General features: G+C 71.9%; 19 protein-coding genes and 1 tRNA gene. 7 read left to right on the forward strand and 13 right to left on the reverse strand.

Annotated features, from left to right (window positions below):
• Positions 1 to 174 precede the first annotated feature (174 nt).
• Positions 175 to 1,200: an LLM class flavin-dependent oxidoreductase gene (locus VNM44_RS10720; protein ID WP_325625868.1), complete on the forward strand. Its 1,026-nt coding sequence runs from the start codon at positions 175 to 177 to the stop codon at positions 1,198 to 1,200.
• A 99-nt stretch (positions 1,201 to 1,299) separates the two neighbouring features.
• Here VNM44_RS10720 and VNM44_RS10725 read toward each other — a convergent pair whose 3' ends face one another.
• The 3 genes from VNM44_RS10725 to VNM44_RS10735 form a co-directional block, all read right to left on the reverse strand.
• Positions 1,300 to 4,080: a vitamin B12-dependent ribonucleotide reductase gene (locus tag VNM44_RS10725; protein ID WP_325625869.1), complete on the reverse strand. Its 2,781-nt coding sequence runs from the start codon at positions 4,078 to 4,080 to the stop codon at positions 1,300 to 1,302.
• A 196-nt stretch (positions 4,081 to 4,276) separates the two neighbouring features.
• Positions 4,277 to 4,855, reverse strand: a complete 579-nt coding sequence (locus VNM44_RS10730; protein ID WP_325625870.1) for a hypothetical protein — start codon at positions 4,853 to 4,855, stop codon at positions 4,277 to 4,279.
• 65 nt (positions 4,856 to 4,920) lie between these two features.
• Complete coding sequence (locus VNM44_RS10735) at positions 4,921 to 5,475, reverse strand: hypothetical protein (protein ID WP_325625871.1); 555 nt, start codon at positions 5,473 to 5,475, stop codon at positions 4,921 to 4,923.
• Positions 5,476 to 5,619: 144 nt separating this feature from the next.
• On the opposite strand from VNM44_RS10735, the gene VNM44_RS10740 reads away from it, so the two are divergent.
• Entirely contained in the window at positions 5,620 to 7,563 is a 1,944-nt protein-coding gene (locus tag VNM44_RS10740; protein ID WP_325625872.1) for an O-antigen ligase family protein, read from the forward strand.
• 9 nt (positions 7,564 to 7,572) lie between these two features.
• Here the strand turns inward: VNM44_RS10740 and VNM44_RS10745 are convergent, their stop codons facing one another.
• Both VNM44_RS10745 and VNM44_RS10750 read right to left on the reverse strand, forming a co-directional pair.
• Positions 7,573 to 8,103 carry a LytR C-terminal domain-containing protein gene (locus VNM44_RS10745; protein WP_325625873.1) on the reverse strand — a complete coding sequence of 177 codons (531 nt, stop codon included), beginning with the start codon at positions 8,101 to 8,103 and terminating at the stop codon, positions 7,573 to 7,575.
• 29 nt (positions 8,104 to 8,132) lie between these two features.
• On the reverse strand, positions 8,133 to 9,023 hold the full coding sequence (locus VNM44_RS10750) for an NAD-dependent epimerase/dehydratase family protein (protein ID WP_325625874.1): 891 nt from the start codon (positions 9,021 to 9,023) through the stop codon (positions 8,133 to 8,135).
• Positions 9,024 to 9,055: 32 nt separating this feature from the next.
• On the opposite strand from VNM44_RS10750, the gene tmk reads away from it, so the two are divergent.
• From tmk to VNM44_RS10770, 4 genes are all read left to right on the forward strand, one after another.
• Positions 9,056 to 9,643: a dTMP kinase gene (gene tmk / locus VNM44_RS10755; protein ID WP_325625875.1), complete on the forward strand. Its 588-nt coding sequence runs from the start codon at positions 9,056 to 9,058 to the stop codon at positions 9,641 to 9,643.
• Positions 9,627 to 10,691 carry a DNA polymerase III subunit gene (locus VNM44_RS10760; RefSeq protein WP_325625876.1) on the forward strand — a complete coding sequence of 355 codons (1,065 nt, stop codon included), beginning with the start codon at positions 9,627 to 9,629 and terminating at the stop codon, positions 10,689 to 10,691. The genes tmk and VNM44_RS10760 overlap by 17 nt, the downstream gene beginning before the upstream one ends.
• 100 nt (positions 10,692 to 10,791) lie before the next feature.
• Positions 10,792 to 11,052 carry a hypothetical protein gene (locus tag VNM44_RS10765; protein ID WP_325625877.1) on the forward strand — a complete coding sequence of 87 codons (261 nt, stop codon included), beginning with the start codon at positions 10,792 to 10,794 and terminating at the stop codon, positions 11,050 to 11,052.
• 287 nt (positions 11,053 to 11,339) lie between these two features.
• Positions 11,340 to 11,412 (forward strand) — tRNA-Thr (locus VNM44_RS10770).
• A 22-nt stretch (positions 11,413 to 11,434) separates the two neighbouring features.
• Here the strand turns inward: VNM44_RS10770 and VNM44_RS10775 are convergent.
• Complete coding sequence (locus tag VNM44_RS10775) at positions 11,435 to 11,755, reverse strand: helix-turn-helix transcriptional regulator (RefSeq protein WP_325625878.1); 321 nt, start codon at positions 11,753 to 11,755, stop codon at positions 11,435 to 11,437.
• 77 nt (positions 11,756 to 11,832) lie between these two features.
• Between VNM44_RS10775 and VNM44_RS10780 the strand changes: the two genes are divergently transcribed.
• Complete coding sequence (locus VNM44_RS10780; protein WP_325625879.1) at positions 11,833 to 12,201, forward strand: STAS domain-containing protein; 369 nt, start codon at positions 11,833 to 11,835, stop codon at positions 12,199 to 12,201.
• Between the two features lie 29 nt (positions 12,202 to 12,230).
• Here the strand turns inward: VNM44_RS10780 and VNM44_RS10785 are convergent, their stop codons facing one another.
• The 7 genes from VNM44_RS10785 to VNM44_RS10815 all read right to left on the reverse strand — a co-directional run bounded on the left by VNM44_RS10785 (position 12,231) and on the right by VNM44_RS10815 (position 18,287).
• A complete protein-coding gene (locus tag VNM44_RS10785) occupies positions 12,231 to 13,967 on the reverse strand; it encodes an aldo/keto reductase (protein ID WP_325625880.1) in 1,737 nt (578 codons plus the stop codon).
• A gap of 66 nt (positions 13,968 to 14,033) precedes the next feature.
• Complete coding sequence (locus VNM44_RS10790) at positions 14,034 to 14,408, reverse strand: hypothetical protein (RefSeq protein ID WP_325625881.1); 375 nt, start codon at positions 14,406 to 14,408, stop codon at positions 14,034 to 14,036.
• 21 nt (positions 14,409 to 14,429) lie between these two features.
• Entirely contained in the window at positions 14,430 to 14,726 is a 297-nt protein-coding gene (locus VNM44_RS10795; protein WP_325625882.1) for a class I SAM-dependent methyltransferase, read from the reverse strand.
• Positions 14,723 to 15,514 carry a methyltransferase domain-containing protein gene (locus VNM44_RS10800; protein WP_414652969.1) on the reverse strand — a complete coding sequence of 264 codons (792 nt, stop codon included), beginning with the start codon at positions 15,512 to 15,514 and terminating at the stop codon, positions 14,723 to 14,725. The genes VNM44_RS10795 and VNM44_RS10800 overlap by 4 nt, the downstream gene beginning before the upstream one ends.
• 84 nt (positions 15,515 to 15,598) lie before the next feature.
• Complete coding sequence (locus VNM44_RS10805) at positions 15,599 to 16,858, reverse strand: MFS transporter (protein ID WP_325625884.1); 1,260 nt, start codon at positions 16,856 to 16,858, stop codon at positions 15,599 to 15,601.
• Positions 16,855 to 17,610, reverse strand: a complete 756-nt coding sequence (locus VNM44_RS10810) for an MBL fold metallo-hydrolase (protein ID WP_325625885.1) — start codon at positions 17,608 to 17,610, stop codon at positions 16,855 to 16,857. Before VNM44_RS10810 ends, VNM44_RS10805 begins: the two co-directional genes overlap by 4 nt.
• A gap of 11 nt (positions 17,611 to 17,621) precedes the next feature.
• On the reverse strand, positions 17,622 to 18,287 hold the full coding sequence (locus VNM44_RS10815; protein WP_325625886.1) for a metalloregulator ArsR/SmtB family transcription factor: 666 nt from the start codon (positions 18,285 to 18,287) through the stop codon (positions 17,622 to 17,624).
• Positions 18,288 to 18,311: the final 24 nt, after the last annotated feature.

Genomic DNA, 18,311 nt, shown 5'->3' on the forward strand with positions numbered 1-18,311 from the left:
TGTTCCTGCGACGACGGAGCACGCTCCACCGGCTCGAGCGATGGCAGACGGCCTACCTCCCCGTCTTCGCCGCCTGGGCGGCCGCCGTCGTGATCGTCTTGCCGCCGCTGTTCGGGTTCAGCTGATCCCCGTCCTGTGCCGCGGACGACCTGCGCCGTCGGGGAGGATGGACGGATGAAGAAGATCGGCTTTCTCTCGTTCGGCCACTGGGGGCCGTCGCCGGCGTCGCAGGTGATCACCGCCTCGGACGCGTTGCTCCAGTCGGTCGAGCTCGCGGTTGCGGCCGAGGAGCTCGGCGCCGACGGCGCGTACTTCCGCGTGCATCACTACGCGGCGCAGCTCGGGTCGCCGTTCCCCCTGCTCGCGGCGGCCGGTGTGCGGACGTCCCGGATCGAGCTCGGCACCGCGGTCATCGACATGCGCTACGAGAACCCGCTGTACATGGTCGAGGACGCGGGCGCCGCCGACCTACTCGCAGGCGGCCGGCTGCAGCTCGGGATCAGCCGCGGCTCGCCGGAGCAGGTGATCGACGGCTGGCGCTACTTCGGCTACCAACCCGCCGAGGGGCAGACCGACGCCGACATGGCGCGCAGCCACACCCAGGTGTTCCTCGACCTGCTGCGCGGAGAAGGGTTCGCCGAGCCGAACCCGCAGCCGATGTTCCCCAACCCGCCCGGGCTGTTGCGGCTGGAACCGCACTCACCGGGCCTGCGCGACCGGATTTGGTGGGGGGCCGCGTCGGCGGAGACCGCGGCCTGGGCCGCCGGGCTCGGCATGAACCTCATGAGCTCGACCCTGGTCTTCGACGACGCGAGCGGCGATCCGTTCCACGTCGTCCAGGCCCGGCACATCCAGGCGTTCCGCGACGCCTGGAAGGAGGCGGGGCACCAGCGCGAGCCGCGCGTCTCCGTCAGCCGCAGCATCTTCGCTCTCGTGAACGACATGGACCGCCGCTACTTCGGCACCGGGCGCGGTGAGGGCGACCACGTCGGCTACATCGACGAGCGGACGCGCGCGATCTTCGGCCGCACCTACGCCGCGGAGCCCGACGCCCTCGTCGCCCAGCTCGCAGAGGACGAGGCGATCGCCGCCGCGGACACGCTTCTCCTCACCGTGCCCAGCCAGCTCGGCGTCGAGTACAACGCCCACGTCGTCGAGAGCGTCGTGAAGCACGTCGCGCCCGCCCTCGGCTGGCGCTGATCGTCCCCGCGGCTGCCGCCTGACCGACGCATGCCTCACCCGAGCAAGGAGAGAGCCGCCTCGCGGCGGCCCTCTCGGAGCATCGGCTGAGCAGCGGCCTCAGCTGCAGCCGGTGTTCGTGCCGCAGTCGCGGCACGTGTAGCACGAGCCGGTCCTGACCATCCGGCCGCCGCAGCGGGCGCACTCGACGGCGTCCTCCCACTGGTTGAAGAGCGCCGTCTGGCCCGGCGGGGCCGACTCCACTGCCGCAGCGGCGGCTCCTGCGCCCGGGTTCTCGGTGTACGCCGCCGCCAGGCGCGCCTTCACCTCGGGCGTCAGGATCCCCGCCTCCTCCTGCTGCTCGGGCGAGAGGAACTTCTTGCCCATCCAGCGGAAGATGTAGTCGACGATCGACTTCGCCACGCGGATGTCGGCGTCGTTCGTCATCCCGCTCGGCTCGAAGCGCATGTGGCTGAACTTCGAGACGTAGACGTCGAGCGGCACGCCGTACTGGAGCCCGAGCGAGACCGAGATCATGAACGAGTTCATGAGGCCGGCGAGCGTCGTGCCCTCCTTCGCGATGTCCACGAAGATGTCGCCGGGCGTCCCGTCCTCGAACAGGCCGACGTGGATGTAGCCCTCGTAGTCTCCGACCTTGAACTTGCGCCCGACCTCGGTGCGGTCGTCCGGCAGGCGTCGGCGCTGGGGATGGGGGACGACCCCTGTCGCGCCGACCGGCAGCACGGCGGCCGGTGCGTCCTTCGACGACGAGAGCGGCTGCGCGACCTTGCAGTTGTCGCGGTAGATCGCGATCGCCTTGACGCCGAGTTGCCAGGACTCGACGAAGAGCTTCGCGACCTCGTCGATCGTCGTCGACTCGGGCAGGTTGACCGTCTTCGAGATCGCGCCCGAGATGAACGGCTGCACCGCGCCCATCATCTTCACGTGACCCATGTAGTGGATCGCGCGTTCGCCGATCGCGCAGTCGAACACGGGGTAGTGCTCGGTCTTGAGGTGCGGCGCCCCCACGACGCCGCCCCTCTCGTCGATGTACGCGACGATCTCCTCGACCTCGCGCGGCGCGTACCCGAGCTCCCCGAGAGCCATCGGCACCGTCTTGTTGACGATCGTGATCTCGCCGCCGCCGACGAGCTTCTTCGACTTGACGAGGGAGAAGTCAGGCTCCACGCCGGTCGTGTCGCAGTCCATCATGAAGCTGATCGTCCCGGTCGGCGCCAGCACCGTCGCCTGGGCGTTGCGGAAGCCGTGCACCTCGCCCACGTCGAGCGCCTCGTCCCAGGCGCGACGCGCGCCGGCGAGCAGGTCGTCCGGCACGGACTCCGGGTGGTCGATGTTGCCGACCGCCGCGCGATGCTTCGCGATCACGCCCACCATCGCGGCGCGGTTCTCGGCGTAGCCCACGTGCGGCCCCATTCGCTGCGCGACCTCGGCCGACTTGCGGTAGGCGCGACCGGTCATCAGCGCCGTGATCGCCGCCGCGTACGCGCGGCCCTCGTCCGAGTCGTACGGGAGCCCGCGCGCCATCAGCAGCGCGCCGAGGTTCGCGTAGCCGAGGCCGAGCTGACGGAACTTCTTCGCGTTCCGGCCGATCTCGGGCGTCGGATAGGACGAGTAGCCGACGAGGATCTCCTGCGCGAGGAACACGACGTCGACGGCGTGCTCGAACATCTCGACGTCGAACTCGCCGTCCTCGCGGCGGAACTTCATCAGGTTGAGCGACGCGAGGTTGCACGCCGAGTCGTCGATGTGCATGTACTCGCTGCAGGGGTTCGACGCGTTGATCCGGCCCGTGTTCGGCGAGGTGTGCCAGGAATTGATCGTCGTGTCGTACTGGACGCCCGGGTCGGCGCACTCCCACGCGGCGGCGGCCATGTCGCGCAGCAGCCCGCGCGCGTCGACGGTCTCGACGACCGTTCCGTCGGTGCGAGCCGTGAGGGCCCATTCCTTCCCCTCGGTGACGGCCTCCATGAAGGCATCCGTGACGCGCACCGAGTTGTTCGCGTTCTGGTACTGGATCGAGGCCCAGTCGGGCGAGTCGAGCGACATGTCATAGCCCGCCTGCTCGAGCACCCGCGCCTTGCGCTCCTCGCGCGCCTTGCACCAGATGAACTCGTCGACGTCTGGATGGTCGATGTCGAGCACGACCATCTTCGCCGCCCGGCGCGTCTTGCCGCCCGACTTGATCGTCCCCGCCGACGCGTCGGCGCCGCGCATGAACGAGACCGGGCCCGAGGCGTAGCCCCCCTTCGAGAGTTGCTCCTTCGACGAGCGCAGTCGCGACAGGTTGAGGCCCGAGCCCGAGCCGCCGCGGAAGATGATCCCCTCGCGTCGGATCCAGTCGAGGATCGACTCCATCGAGTCGTCGATCGAGAGGATGAAGCAGGCCGAGCACTGCGGCGTCTCCTCGAAGCCGACGTTGAACCACACCGGCGAGTTGAACGAGGCGTACTGGTTGACGAGGATCGCCTTCAGCTCTGCGTGGAAGGTCTCGGCTTCCTCCTCCGACGCGAAGTAGCCGCCCTTGCGCCCCCAGTCGGCCACGGTGTCGGCGACGCGGCCGACCATCTGCTTGACGCTCCGCTCGCGCTCCGGCGAGGCCATGCGGCCACGGAAGTACTTCTGCGCGACGATGTTCGTCGCGGTCTGTGACCAGAACTTCGGAAACTCGACGTCGCGCTGCTCGAACGCGGGCCCGCTCTTGCCCGGGATCAGAGCGTCGCGCGTCTCCCACTCGATCTCGTCGAACGGGTCGCGTCCGGGAATCGTGAAGTACCGCGGCGGCGCGACGCTCGCGGTGTCGTCCACGACGCTGTTGACGATCTCCGCGGTGTCGTTCGGCTCCGTCTGTGGTGCCTGCCTCGCGTGCTTCGCCGTTGCCATGCTGTCCTCCCGGGCCGAGTTTTCCGTTACGCCGTTCGATCCCTTGCTGCTCTGCGCGAGGCGCGGGGGAGCGCGTCCTGCGAGCGGACCGGGCATGCTAGGACGCCGGTCGGACGACACGGAAATCGCGCAATTTGCAGGAAAATCGCGCGACCTTTCACCCCGGGATTCTAGCGGTCCGGAGGCCCGCGGCCCGTCAGCGCCGTCGGGCGCGAAGAGCGGCGGCCGCAGCGCTCAGCAGGAGCAGCGTCGCGAGCGTTGCGAGCGCGAGGACGGGGTAGGGGAGACCGGCGCCCGCAGTCTCGGCCTCGGGCGCGCTCGCCAGCCGGACGGGCCCGTCGTGCGCGCGAGCAGGTCCGCGCGGCTCGGGTTTCGGGGCATTGCGGCTCGCCGGCGGCCCAAGCCCTGGCGCGGGCGTCGCAGGGCTCCGCGTCGTCGCCGGCGGGGCTGCGGCCGGCTCGCGCGCGGGCGCCTGAGGGCCGGTGGAGGAGGCGGGTGGGCCGTTTCCGGGGTCGCGCCGTCCACGTTGCGCGTACGCGAGCGCGCGAGCGATGTCCTTGTCGGCGTCCGAGTACTGCAGGACGTCTTCCGGAAGCGCCCGGATCGCCGCGCGGTAGCACCCGAGCGGGTACATGCCGTCGATTCGTCCGCCCGAGTACCAGTCGCGAATCACTCGCTGAGCGCATGCGTCGAGCGGGCCGGCGCCGGCCGGCGCCGCAATCGTCAGCGCGGCCGCAACGACGGCCGCGGAGACGAGCGGCCGCAAGAAGGGCATCTCATGCCCGTACCCCGATTCCGGCTGGGGAAACGTCGCGCCCGGTCGTCGGGCCGGGAGACGAGCTATGCCGGGCCGGGAGGACCGCCGTTCCGGCGGGCCTGCGCACGACGGCTGAGGTAACCCGCACCGCCTGCCGCGAGCAGAAGCAGGGCGAGCCCGCCGAGAACCAGGAGCGGGATCGGCAGCGACGAGGGCCCGGACGTGTCGACGCCGCCTCCGGCGATCGTCTGCTCACCGGTCCCCGACGTCTCGTCCGGCGGCGTCGTTGGCGAGGTGGGCGTCGTCCCGGGCGGGTCTTCGCCATTCGTCCCCGTCGGTGCCGGGCCGCCCGACGGCCCCGGGTCCGGCTCTCCCTGCCCGGCGAACGCGAGTGCCCGGCGGATGTCCTCCTCGGCGTTCGAGTAGTCCTTGACGTCGACCGGGAGGGAGCGGATCGCCTCGAGGTAGCAGTGCTTGGGGAAGATCTGGTCGACGCGGCCGTTCCCGTACCAGTCGTCGATCACCTGTTCCGCACAGGTCTTCGCGCTTGCGACGGGCACGAAGGAGAGCGCCGTCAGCGCCGCGATCGCGGCCAGCGCTGTGAGGAAGGGAATGCGACGGAAGAAGACGTCAGGCACGAGTCATGGACGGATGGTGCGGGTGAGTCTTCCCACCCTCCGTGGGTCGGCGATCAGGGAAGGGTAAACGATGTGTAAGACGCCGTTCGCGGCAAGGCGCGAGGCTCCTGCGGCGCCAGCGGCCCATGGTAGCCTCGCCGCGGCATGGACGCGGTCCCGCGACCCGGACGCGTCGCGGAGGCCGTCCTTCTCGGGGCGCTCGGCATCCTGCTCGCCTGGGTCGTCCTCTTCGGCGGCGGCTCCCACGACGGCACGCTCGCGACGGCGGGAATCGTCTGCATCGTCTGCGCCGCGGTGGGCGTCGCGGCCGCGCTTCGTGGGGCGTTGCCGCTGCCGCGGCTCGACCGCGCGGGGACGACGACCTTCGCGGCCGTCGCGGCGCTGACCGCCTGGGCGGGCGTCTCGATCGCCTGGTCGATCGCCGGTGACCTCTCCTGGGCCTGGCTCGCGCGCTGGCTCGTCTACACGGCGTTCCTCACTCTCGGTGTGCTCGCCGGCGCCCTGGGCGGAGGGGCGCGGCGCGTGGCGGCCCTGCTCGCCGTCGTGCTCGCGGCTGCGCTCGGTTGGGCGCTGCTCGGCATCGCGATTCCCTCGCTCTTTCCCGACGGCGACCGCATTGCGCGCCTCCGCGAGCCGGTGGGGTACTGGAACGCGCTCGCTCTCCTCGCGGACGCCGCCGTCGCGCTCGGGCTCTGGGTCGCGCGCGGGCCGCGTGCCACCGCCCGCGTCGCGGGGTCGCTGCTCGTCTTCGCCGCGGTCCTCGTCGTGCTGCTGACGCAATCTCGAGCAGGCGTCGTCGGTGCCCTCGCGGTGCTCGGGCTCTGGATCCTGCTCTCGGACGAGCGGCTGTCCGACGCGCTCCGGATCGTGATCGCCGCGGTGCCGGCACTTGCCGTCGGCGGCTGGGCCTTCACGCGGGCCGCCCTCGTCGAGGACGGCGCTCTCCGGAGCGATCGCGTCGCCGACGGCCGCGTGTTCGCCGTCCTGACGCTCGTCGCCGCCGCTGCGGTGGCGCTCGTCGCCTGGCGGGTTTCGGCCCGGCGCGTCGTGGACATGCGTCGCGACCTCGTGCGCGGCGTGATCCTCGGCACGTGCGCGCTCGCTCTCGTGGCGGGCTCCGTCGGCTTCGTCGCCAAAGTGGGCGATCCGGTGACCTGGGTCGACTCCCAGCTCTCACGGGGGGAATGCGTCAACGAGCCCGGGCGCCTCACGGACCTCTGCGCGAACAACAGGCTCCAGTGGTGGGGCGAGGCGCTCGACGTCGCCGCCGACCGCCCCGTCGGCGGCTCGGGCGCGGGCACCTTCGCGCTCGCGCGACGACGCTACCGCGAGAGCGCGACGCCCGTGACCGAGCCGCACAGCGTCCCGCTCCAGCTGCTCGCCGATCTCGGGCTCGTCGGGATGGGCCTCGGGCTCGTGGCCGTCGGCAGCGCCTTCGTCGGGGTTCGTCGTGGCCTCGGGCGCCTCGCCGGCGGCGACCGGCTTGCGGCGGTCGCGCTCGCGTGCCTGCTCCTCGCCTACGTCGTCCACGCGGCCGTCGACTACGACCTCGACTTCCTCGCCGTGACGGGCCCCGCGCTCCTCGTCCTCGGCACGCTCCTCGCCGTCGGTCGTCCCCGCGCGGCGCTCAGGGCTCGCCTCCCGGGTCTCGTCGCCGTCGCGGCCGTCGGGGCGGCGGCGGTCGTCACCGTCGCGCTGCCGCGTCTCGCGCAGGGTCAGGTCGACCGTGCCTTCGCCGCGATCGACGACGGCCGCCTCGAGGACGCCGTCGACGCCGCCGACCGTGCCCGGATGCTCGACCCGCTGTCGCTCGGGCCGCTGCAGGCGCGCGCCCAGGCGGCGGACGCGGCGGGGGACCGGGCAGCGGCCGTCGCCTGGTACGAGGAGGCGACCCGCCTCCAGCCGGAGAACCCCGACACCTGGTACGAGCTCGGCCTCTACCACGCGATCGCGACGCACGACCTCTGCGCCGCCTATGCGGCGTTCAACCACTCGTACACGCTGGATCCCGCATCGAGCCGCTGGACGCCTGGCGGGCCGTTCGACGTCGCGAAGGACGCCGTCAACACCGGCGCCTGCGAGCGCTGATCCTCTCGCTCAGCCCCCGAGAATCAGGACGGCCTGCGCGCCGTGAAGCTGGCTCGGCCGGACGCCGTCCAGCGGGCCGACCACCTTCACGCCGAGATCGCGGGCGAGCCGCTGGGCTTCCCCCTCGAAGCCCCGGCGGTACATGACGAGCGACGTGACGTAGGCCTGGCTCGGCGCGTTCGCGACGAGGCCGATCTTGTAGCCCTTCCGGGTGACGCGCGACGCGGCGGCTGCGGCGGCACCTTGCCGGCCGTTCCCGTTGAGGACGACGACCTTCACCTTGCGACGAGGAAGCTCGGCGGGTGCGATCCTCTGCTTCGCAGGACGGGCCGTGGCCGGCTTCGCTGCGGTCTTCGTCGCTGCCGGCTTCGAGGCCGTCGAGCGCTTGTGCCCGGCGGCGTGGGGCTTCGCGAGCAGCGCGCCGCCGATCATCACGAGCAGGACGAGCTCGACCGCCGCGACGGCGGCCACGACGAGCGTGGCCGTGCGCCAGGGCCGGACGGCGAGCTCGACGGATTCGAGGCGGATCGGATGGTCCACGACGCGAACGAGGTTCGCGCGCGGGGCCGCTACTCCTTCTGCTCGGCCGCGTACGTCGCGGCGATGCCCTCGGCGAGCGGGACGGCGGCGGTGTAGCCGAGCTCGCTCGTCGCCCGCCTCGTGTCGAGCACGCTGCGCTGTGCGTCGCCCGCGCGGGACGGGCCGAACGAGGGCGGCGCCTCGACGCCGACGGCGCGCTCGCACAGCGCATGGAGCGCCGCGATCGTCGTCTCGATACCGGTCCCGACGTTGAACACGCCGCCGTCGTGCTCCGCCGCGAGAAGCAAGGCCCGGACGACGTCGTCGACGTGGACGAAGTCGCGCGTGATCGAGCCGTCGCCGAAGATCGTGGTCGGCTCACCCGCGGCGAGCCGCTCGAGGAAAATGGCGACCACTCCGCCCTCCAGCGCAGCCGACTGGCGCGGGCCGTAGACATTCGCGAACCGCAGCGCGAGGTGGCGTGTACCGAAGATCCGGTTCCAGCCGTCGAGGTAGACCTCCGCCGAGCGCTTCGCCAGCCCATACGCCGAGACCGGGAGGAGTGGGGAGTCCTCGCGCGCGGGCCCGTCCACCGAGCCGTAGATGGCGCCTCCGGTCGACGCGAGGACGAGCTGCGCTCCCGCCGCGCGGGCCGCCTCGAGCGTGTTGACGGTGCCGACGACGTTCACCTCGGCGTCGAAGCCCGGCCGCTCCATCGAGGTGCCGACGTCCGCCTGCGCGGCAAGGTGGAAGACGACGTCCGCATCGATCTCGAAGGGCTCACGGATGTCGTGTGGACGGAACTGCGCCGCCGCGTTCACGTACTCGCGGCGGCCCGTGCTGAGGTCGTCGAGCACCAGCACGTCGTTCCCGCGGGCCACGAGCGCGTCGACGAGGTGCGAGCCGATGAACCCGGCGCCGCCGGTGACGAGTGCGCGCATCGCGGCAGCCTACTCGGGTTAACGTCCTGCCGATGTTCGTCACCTTCGAGGGTCTCGACGGCTGCGGGAAGACCACGCAGGCCGTCCTGCTGGCGGATGCGCTTCGGGGCGATGGCGTCGAGGTCGTCTCGACCCGCGAGCCCGGTGGGACGCCGCTCGGCGAGGCGATCCGTGATCTCGTCCTCCACGGCGGCCACGTGGCGCCGTGGGCCGAGGCGGCGCTGTATGCCGCCTCGCGAGCGCAGCACGTCGACGGGGTGATCCGACCCGCGCTCGAGCGCGGCGCGACCGTGGTCTGCGACCGCTACATCGACTCGTCGGTCGCCTACCAGGGCGTCGGACGCGGGCTCGGGCTCGAGGAAGTGCTCGCGCTGAACCTCGCCGTCGTCGGCGGTCTCCTCCCCGACCGGACGGTCCTCGTCGAGATCGACCCCGAGACGGCGGCCGAACGAGTCGGTTCCAGCGGCGACCGGATCGAGCGGGACGGGATCGCGCTCTGGCGCCGTGTCGCGGGCGCGTATCGGACTCTCGCGGAGCGGTATCCCGAGCGCTACGTCGTCGTCGACGGCCGTCGTTCCGTCGCGGAGGTCGCCGAGGAGATCCGTGACCGTCTTCGCTGACGTCCCCGAGCAGCCCGAGGCGAAGCGGCTGCTCGAGGCCGCGCTCGCCGACGGCCCGGCACACGCCTACCTTCTCCACGGCCCCGCGGGAGTCGGGAAGCGTGCGGCGGCACGGGCGTTCGCCGGCGCTCTGCTCGGCGACGCCCGTCGCGTCGACGCGGGGATCCACCCCGACCTCCGCGTCCTCCAGCCGCTCGGCGAGATGATCCGGATCGACGACATCCGCGCGCTCCACCATGACCTCCACATGCGTCCGTTCGAGGCCGATCGCCGCGTCTACCTCGTCTTCGACGCGCACCGGATGAACGAGGACGCGGCCGCCGCGCTGCTGAAGGACCTCGAGGAGCCGCCCGCCTACGTGACCTTCCTCCTCGTCGCCGACGAGCTCGGACACCTGCCCGAGACGATCCGCTCCCGTTGCCAGCTCGTGCCCTTCCGCCGACTGTCGCGCGAAGCGGTGCAGTCCTGGATCGCCGAGCGGGCGCCCGATCTTCCACCCGACGAGGCCGGCGTGCTCGGCCGCGTCTCGGGCGGGCGCCTGGACAGGGCGGCACGGCTGCTCGAGGATGCGGCCCGCGCCCGCCGCGCCGCGCTGCTCGCCGCCGCGCGCGGCGCCTATCGCGACGAGCGCTTCGACCCCGCCGCTGCAGCGAGCGTCGTCCTCGAAGGGGCGAGAGCTCACGGAGCCGTCGCGCGCAAGCACGAGCAGGAACTGGTCGACGGGCTCGACCTGCCGCCGCGCGAGGCCGAGCAGCGTGTCCGGCGCGCAGAGTTCGGCGCCGAGCGCGCGGAGCTGCTCGCCGCGCTCGACGACCTCGGCTCCTGGTATCGCGACCTCGTCGTCGTCGCGAACGGGGCGGAAAGCGCCGCGGTCAATGCGGATCTCCTCGGGGAGCTGCGCGAGGACGCGACCGGCGAGGCGGGCGCCCGTGCCGAGGACGCGGCCGGCGTCGTCCGCCAGGCGTGGCGCGAGGCGGAGGAGCTCAACCTCAACGCGTCGCTCTTCCTCGAGGCGCTGTTCGTGCGCCTGCGCCGCTCCTTCGTCTGACTGGAGTCAAACCTCACCGGTTCGAGGGATGACGTCCGGCGGCTGGCCGCCGAGGAGGGAGGGGAGGCACGGTAGTCGTGCCCTGCGGAAAGGAGACCCCGTGAAGAGACTCGTCCTGGCAGCGGCGTGCACCTGTGCGCTCGCCATCCCCGCGATCGGCGTCGCAGGCAATTCCGGCGACGGCAGCGAGTACGGCACCCAGCCCGGCTTCGCCGTCGCGAATGCCAATACCCCGTGCGCCGGCCATGGCGCCTTCGGCTTCTTCGGGAAGGACCACAACCTCGCGGGCGGCGCGAACGGCTACCAGACCGGCCTGAACAACGCGGGCCTCTGCGGCAACCGGCAGGGAAACCTGCCCTAGGCCCACACCGGGCGAGCGGTGTGGCTCCGGCGGTTGGTGCCTGCCGGAGCCACACCGCCGCACCTCCGTGTGAACGGAACTGCCGAGTGCTGGCGCGCTCTCGGTCGTCGCGGCGGGCGTGGGGATCGTGTTCGACCAGCCGGACGAGGACGAACAGTCGTCCAACGGTGTCGGTTCAGCGGTCGACCACGCTGCCGTCGAGAGCCCGTGTCGCCTGCGGTCAGGCCAAACGACCTCGCGTCGCGCAGCCGGGACCGCCGCCCGCGAGCGGCTAGAATCGACGGCCCGCCGACGTAGCTCAGCTGGTAGAGCACTTCACTCGTAATGAAGGGGTCCCCGGTTCGAGTCCGGGCGTCGGCTTCTTCAGGGACGGTGGCGGACCTCAGTCCGAGGCGTCGGGAGGGAGATCGAGCTCGAGCAGGTCGAGAAGCTCGCCGATCTCGTGGCCGTGCTGGGCCTGATGACGCATCGCCGCTTCTCGGTTGACCTCGTATCGGTTGCGCCGACCCACCCGTTCGATCGTCACGAACCCGGCTTCGGCGAGATCCGCGACGATTCGCTGCGCAGCTCGCTCGGTGATCCCGACCATCCCCGCGATGTCTCGTGTTCGCACGTCGGGGTCTCGGGCGATGCAGAGGAGCACCTGGGTGTGGTTCGTGACGAACCGCCACGGTCTGCCGTCTCCGTTCGAAACATGTGACATACTTTTCGTATATTTGTTTTCGTGGTATATGTGTCGGGTCTAAATGTTCGCAGATCATAGCGACTAGGAGCGACGAGATGTCCGACCTCAACGAGGCGACCGCGAAGGAGACCCGCCGAGTCACAACCGGATCGGACGGCGTGGCAGTCGTCCGGACGGACGACGCGACGCGGATCTCCATCACGGCGGATCTCGACATGCATACGGCCCGCCGTGCCCGCTCGATCATCGAGTCCGTCTGCGAAGCACGCCCGTCGAACGTCGTCATCGACCTGTCGGGGCTCGAGTTCGTGGACTCTCACGGGCTCAATCTCTTGGTGGATGCCCATCGGACGCTGACTGCCGCGGGGTGTCGGCTCGTCTTCGTGCCGCCTGCCGGACACATCAGGCGCGCCTTTGCGATCACGGGTCTCGATGGGCTCTTCGCCGTTCGCGCCGACGCCTGAGCGCCCGGCGGCCGCGAGCGACCGGCCCACTACGCGCCGAGAAAGCGGGCGCCGAGCGTCGTCGCCAAGGTGCGGTGGGCCGTCGATGTTCCCACGAGCGTCGAGCGGGCGGGGTCGACGCCGACGGCGCGCGAGAACGCGAGCGGCAGACCGGGCAGCGGCGGGCGGCACCAGCAGACGGGTGGGCCGCCGCCGTGCGGGCAGACGGCTCGTTCCACGACGCCGCGAATCTCACTCGAGAGCAGCTCGACGGCGTCGCGGAGATCAGCCGGCGATCCATCTGGCAGCCAGTCGAAGACGAGATGCTTGGCGCGCGGGTCGGCGGACCGGATGGCGTCGCGCCACCCCTCGGTGCGCAGCGTCGACGCCGCGACGAAGACGCCGGCCCGTCCGGTGTGCGGCTCGCGGGAGAACGGAACACGTTCGATCGACGCGAACCCCTCGTCGTCCGCGGGCGGCTCGAGCTCGCGGAGCACGCGCATCTGCGACGTCGGCGGCATCAGACCGGGCTCCTCCCGTGCCGCCGCCTTCAGCTCCTCGGGCGTCGGAAGCGAGCCGAGACGATCGAGCAGCCGAGCCACCATGTTGACCTGCGCCTGTGCCAGCGGCGTGTCGAGCCAGATGCATCGCACACGAGCGCCGTGGCGCGCGGCCGCCTCGATCACCTCACTCCGTGACGCGCGGGTCGCGTAGGTGTTGTCGAGGACGACCCGTCGCTCGCCCGCTGCGAGCGCCTCGTCGAGCTCGTCCGCCAGCACGCGAAGCGTCCCGCCGCGCTCGTCCCGGTTGAGGCGCAGGTGGCCGCGTGTCGCGTACTCCAGCGCGACGCGGCTCTTCCCGGCGCCCGGGATGCCCATCACGAGCACGACCTCGGCCCCCGCACGGGCAGGGGGCAGGCGGCGCCGTCGCGACGGCGCAAGACGCTCGCGCTCGTCGGCACCGAGCACGACGGCCGCGGCCCGGGCGGCCGAGCGTGCGGTCTCCGGCCGGCGCGCGCCCGGAAGCGCCACGAGATGCGGGCCGAGGCCGAGCACCCACGCGAGGGCCACCTCCGCGGGCGTCGCGCCGTGGTCTTCGGCGATGTCGACCAGCCCGGGGCGACGGCCGAGCGACCGCGCCCGACGTGGCCCGCCGAGCGGCGAGTGCGCGATCACAGAGACGCCCGCCTCCGCACACCTGTCGACGATGCCGCCGCGGAGCGCGCGGTCGTCGAAGACGCTGACGGCGACCTGCACGGCCGCGATCGGCGCCAACGTCAGCGCCTCGTCCAGCTGCGACCGGTTGACGTTCGAGATGCCGACACGTCGCACGAGGCCCTCCTCGACGAGGCGGTCGAGCGCGCGTATCGACGTCCGCCACGGGATGCGAGGGTCCGGAGCGTGGAGGAGGTACAGGTCGATCGGAATGCCCTCGAGCGCCTCCAGGCTCGCCTCGCAGTCGGCGCGGATCGCCTTCGCGCGGCCGTCGGGCACCCACCCGCCGCCGGGTCGTGCCATGCCGCCCTTCGTCACGATGCGGGCGGTCGCGGCCGCCCCGCAGCCGTGAAGCGCTCCGGCGAGCACGCGCTCGTTTGGGCCGTACGCGCGGGCGGTGTCGAACACCGTGATCCCCGAGGCCGCCGCCGCGGCGATGGTCGCGACCGCACGCCCGTCGTCGGCGCCGTCGTCGGTCGAGAGGCGCATGCACCCGAGACCGAGGCGCAGCTCGGAGTCCGACAGCCAGCCGGAAAGGCTCACCCGTCCCCGACGGGGTGATCGGCCGTTCATCGAACGATCGTCGCTCGCGACCCGCCCGGCGCGCAACCGGCCCGCATCCGGTCTCGCGCCCGGCCGTCAGACCACCACGAGCCTCCGCAGGCGGCAGCGCTCCACCACCGCGCAGGGCCCCGCGAGCGCCGACAGCCGGGGCACCGCCTCGGCCGGGAGGCTCCGCCGGCTTCCCGCGATGTCCGCAACCAACTCGGGGCCGTCGACGTAGTGCTTGCGAACCTCGTGGTCGTCGACGGCGTCCTCGACGAGGCGTCCCGTGCGCACGAGCGCGTCGATCGCCGCGGTCGCCGCGTCGGCGGTCCGGAACAGGGGCTCGCCGTCGATGGGGCACACGACCCGGCCCCTGGCCTCGACCAGGGGATCGGGCCGGATCACCTGCAGGTCGAGGACGACGCCGTCACGTCGCACCGCCCGCACCATCGTGTCCAGGACGTCCACGACGTCCTCCGGTTCGACGCATCAGAGCGACCACGAGAACACGACGATGTCGAACGAGTGCGGCTCGATCCCGATCTCCTTCCCCGATGCGACCTGGAAGGACACCCGGTCGACGAGCTCGGTTGGCAGCGTTCGCTCGGCCTCGGCGACCCGCTCCGCATCGGGGTCGAACGCGAGCACGTGGTCGACGTCCTCCGCGATCCCGGCCGTGAGGCGGCCGTCGCCGCACCCCATCTCGAGCACGCGTCGAGCGCGGAAGTCGCCCAGGCGGCGGAGCGCGGCGAGGTGGACGCCCTCGGGATCGAGCACCGGCGTCACGGGCCTCCGACCGGCCGGTGGGCCTTGAGCGTCGTCCCGTGTGCCCCGTACTTCTGCGCCTTGCGCCGCGTGTCCTCGAAGGCCGAACGGGCATAGGTGTCGACGAGCAAGCCGGTCTCGATCCGCTCGAAGCCATGGCGTTCCAGGATCTTCCCGTACGCTGCCTCCAGCAGCGCCCCGGCAATTCACCCGGTCCAGAGATCGATGTTCCGCCGCCCTTCCGCGCTCACGGGATTCTGGATCGTGACGTCGGCGACCTGGATCCGACCCCCTGGCTCGAGCACGCGATAGAGCTCGGCGAACACGGCGTCCTTGTCGGGGATCAGGTCGATCACGCCGTTCGAGATCACGACGTCGAAGCTCGCGTCGGGGAAGGGCAGGCGCTCGGCCTCGCCCTCGAGAAACTCGACGTTGTCGACGCCGAGCGCGGTCGCCGCCGCACGGGCTTTCGCGACCATCTCGGGCGTCATGTCGATCCCCGTGACGCGCCCGCCCGGTCCGACCATCTGCGCCGCGACGAGCGAGTCGGTCCCCGCGCCCGAGCCGAGGTCGAGCACGCGCTCGCCCGGCGAGAGGCGCCCGAGCGAGAACGGGTTGGCGACGCCGGCGAACGACTCGACCGCCGACTCGGGAACGCGGCCGAGCTCCTCGGGGTATCCGAGGTCCTCGGCCCAGGCGCGCCCGGTCGGGAAGACGAACTGCGTCTCCGGCTCGGACGAGACGCACGCATACGTCTTCCTGATCTCGTCCTTCAGGACTCCCACGTCGATGTCCACGTCGATCGCCATCGTCTCGCCTCCTTCGGTCGCTGAGTACGGTCGCGTCGTCGCCGAGGGCCTGTCGTTGGCTGCCATCGAACGGCTCCTCCTCTTCTAGGGTGCGGGCGCAGGTCGGAGGACGGGAGGGGATTGCCAGGTGGTGCCCGCGACGAGCAGTCCGCTGGCCGCGGTGAGCGCGGCGACGACGACGATCGCGACGTCGGGTGACGCCGCGTCGGCACCGATCCCTGCGATCAGTGCCCCGAGCACGAAGCCGCAGTCACGCCAGAAGCGGTAGACACCCACGACACGCGCGCGGTCGCGGGGCTGCGTCCCGTCCGAGACGGCGGCGATGAGCGTGGGGTAGACCATCGCGGTCCCCGCGCCGAGCAGCACGGCTGCGGCGAGGGAGGCCGAGAAGGCCCCGTCCCCGACCAACAGGAGCGCGAGCGCGCCCGCCTGCACGAGCATGCCCGCCGTGATCAGCGGCTTGCGGCCCGTGTGGTCCGAGAGCCAGCCCGTCGCGAGCTGCCCGGCTCCCCACGCGAGCGGATAGGCGGCGGCGACGGTGGCGATCTCGTGGAGGGTTGCGCCGTGCGCAGCGAGATAGAGCGGGGCGAGACCCCATGCGAGCGCGTCGTTGAGGTTGTTCACGAGCCCGGCCTGGTTGCACGCGCGCAGCATCGGGTCGTGCAGCGTCGCGTGCGCGAAGGCCGCCCGCAGGCCCGAGTGCGCGGGTTCGGTCCCGCGGTGTCCGGCCTGTTCGGCGCGGACGTGAGCCGCCGTGTCGCGCACGCCGAAGGCGCTGATCAGCAGGCCGGTCACCGCGAGCAGCGCCGCGCCGGCCCAGACGACAGTCCGCGGTGCGACGTCGGCCGCGAGCGCACCGGTGACGAACGCGGCCGCGGCGACGCCGAGGTAGCCGGCCGCCTCGTTGAGCCCGAGCGCGAGTCCGCGACGGTGCGGGCCCGCGAGGTCGATCTTCATCACCACGGTCATCGACCAGGCGAGTCCCTGGTTGACCCCGAGCAGCACGTTTGCCGCCACGACGAACCACCACGACGGCGCGAGACCGATGAGGAGCGGCACGGGAAGCGCGACCGCCCACCCGATGACGAGCAGCCGCTTGCGTCCGACGCGCTCCGCGAGCTCGCCCGAGGCGAGGTTCGTGACCGCCTTCGCGGCTCCGAACGCGACGACGAATGCGAGGATCGCGGCCGTCGAGCGGAGCCCGAACTCCTCCTCCCCGACCAGCGGCAGGACGCTCCGCTCCAACCCCACCATCGCGCCGACCACGGCGTTGAGCGCGACGAGCAGGGAGAACTGCCATGCGTTCGCGCGAAGGCCGAGCCTGACAGCGCCGGTCGCGCTCACGCCGCGGCGACCATCCGGCCGGCCCGGTTTACGGCGACGATCCGGTCCTGCTCCGCGGGTCGCGGCGGCAGGTCTGCGACGAGCGCCTCGGCGAAGGCGTCGGGGTCGGTGACGGCGAGCAGCGGGTTGTGCATCCGCTCGAAGCCGATCGACGAGAACGGGTTCCCCGACAGGCCGCGGCCGCACACCGACCCGCCGTAGTGGCTCGGGTAGAGGACGACGTGGTCCGGCAGCCCGAGCAGGCGTCCGAGGCTCGCATGCAGCAGGCGCGCCTGGCCGGCCGCGTCGCCGGCGACGTGGAGGTCGGGCCGGCCGACGTCACCGATCAAGAGAGAATCGCCGCTGAAGACGAGCCAGGGGTCGTCGCTCCCGCGGCGCCGGTCGGCGACCGCGTACGCATGGTGTGCCGGGGCGTGGCCCGGCGTCGCGATCGCGGTGACGACGGTGTTCCCGAGCTCGACCCCGCCCCCGTCGGCGAGCGCCACATGCTCGAATTCGACCCCGGCGGCCCCGGGGAGATAGGCGATTGCCCCGGTTCGCTCGACGAGAGCGGGCAACCCGGACACGTGATCGGCCTGCACGTGCGTCTCGAAGACCGCGACGATCGCCGAGCCTGTCGCGGACGCGGCCGCGAGGTAGTCGTCGACGAGGTCGACGTGCGGGTCGACCACCGCCAGCCGCCCGTGGCTCGTGCAGCCGAACAGGTAGCTCGCGCACGAGCCGCGGTCGTTCAGGAACGGGCGAAGCAGCATCGCGTCTCCTCTCAGGCGGGCGTCTCGACGGGCAAGCCGGCCCGGCGCCACTCCGGGAACCCGACGTCCAGACGTCGGGCTTTGAGGCCGCGCGAGCGCAGGATGCGAACGGCGTCGTGCGCATAGACGCAGTAGGGGCCTCGGCAGTAGGCGACGATCTGCGCCCGGCGCGGGAGCGTCGGCGCGACTGCCTCGAGGGTCGGCAGGGGCACCGAGCGGGAGCCGGCGATGTGGCCGGCGCGATACTCGGTCTCGGGGCGCACGTCGAGCACGACGACGTCGCCCAGCGCCAGCCGCCGCTCGAGTTCGGCGACCGAGACGGGCTCGATCTCGGCCCGGTCTCCGAGGTAGTCGTCGGCGAGGACGCCGACCTCCGCGACGCGGCGCGTCGCCACGTCGCGGACGGCCGCCCACAGCTCGCCGACGCCGTCGTCGGCGAGGCGGTAGAAGACCCTGTTCCCGGCGCGACGCGACCGCACCAGCCCGGCCCGCGAGAGAACCTGCAGGTGTTGGGAGGTGTTGGCGACGCTCTGCGAGATCTCTGCGGCAAGCTCGTCGACCGACCGCTCGCCCTGATCGAGCACGTCGACGATCTCCGCGCGGCGACCGTTGCCGAGCGCTTGAGCGACCGATGCGAGCGAGTCGAAGAGCGCCGCCTTCGCCGGTGTTGTTCCCATTTAATCAATGTATTACTTGAACGA

Origin of the sequence: Gaiella sp. (genome assembly GCF_035558935.1) — a bacterium.
GTDB lineage: Bacteria > Actinomycetota > Thermoleophilia > Gaiellales > Gaiellaceae > Gaiella.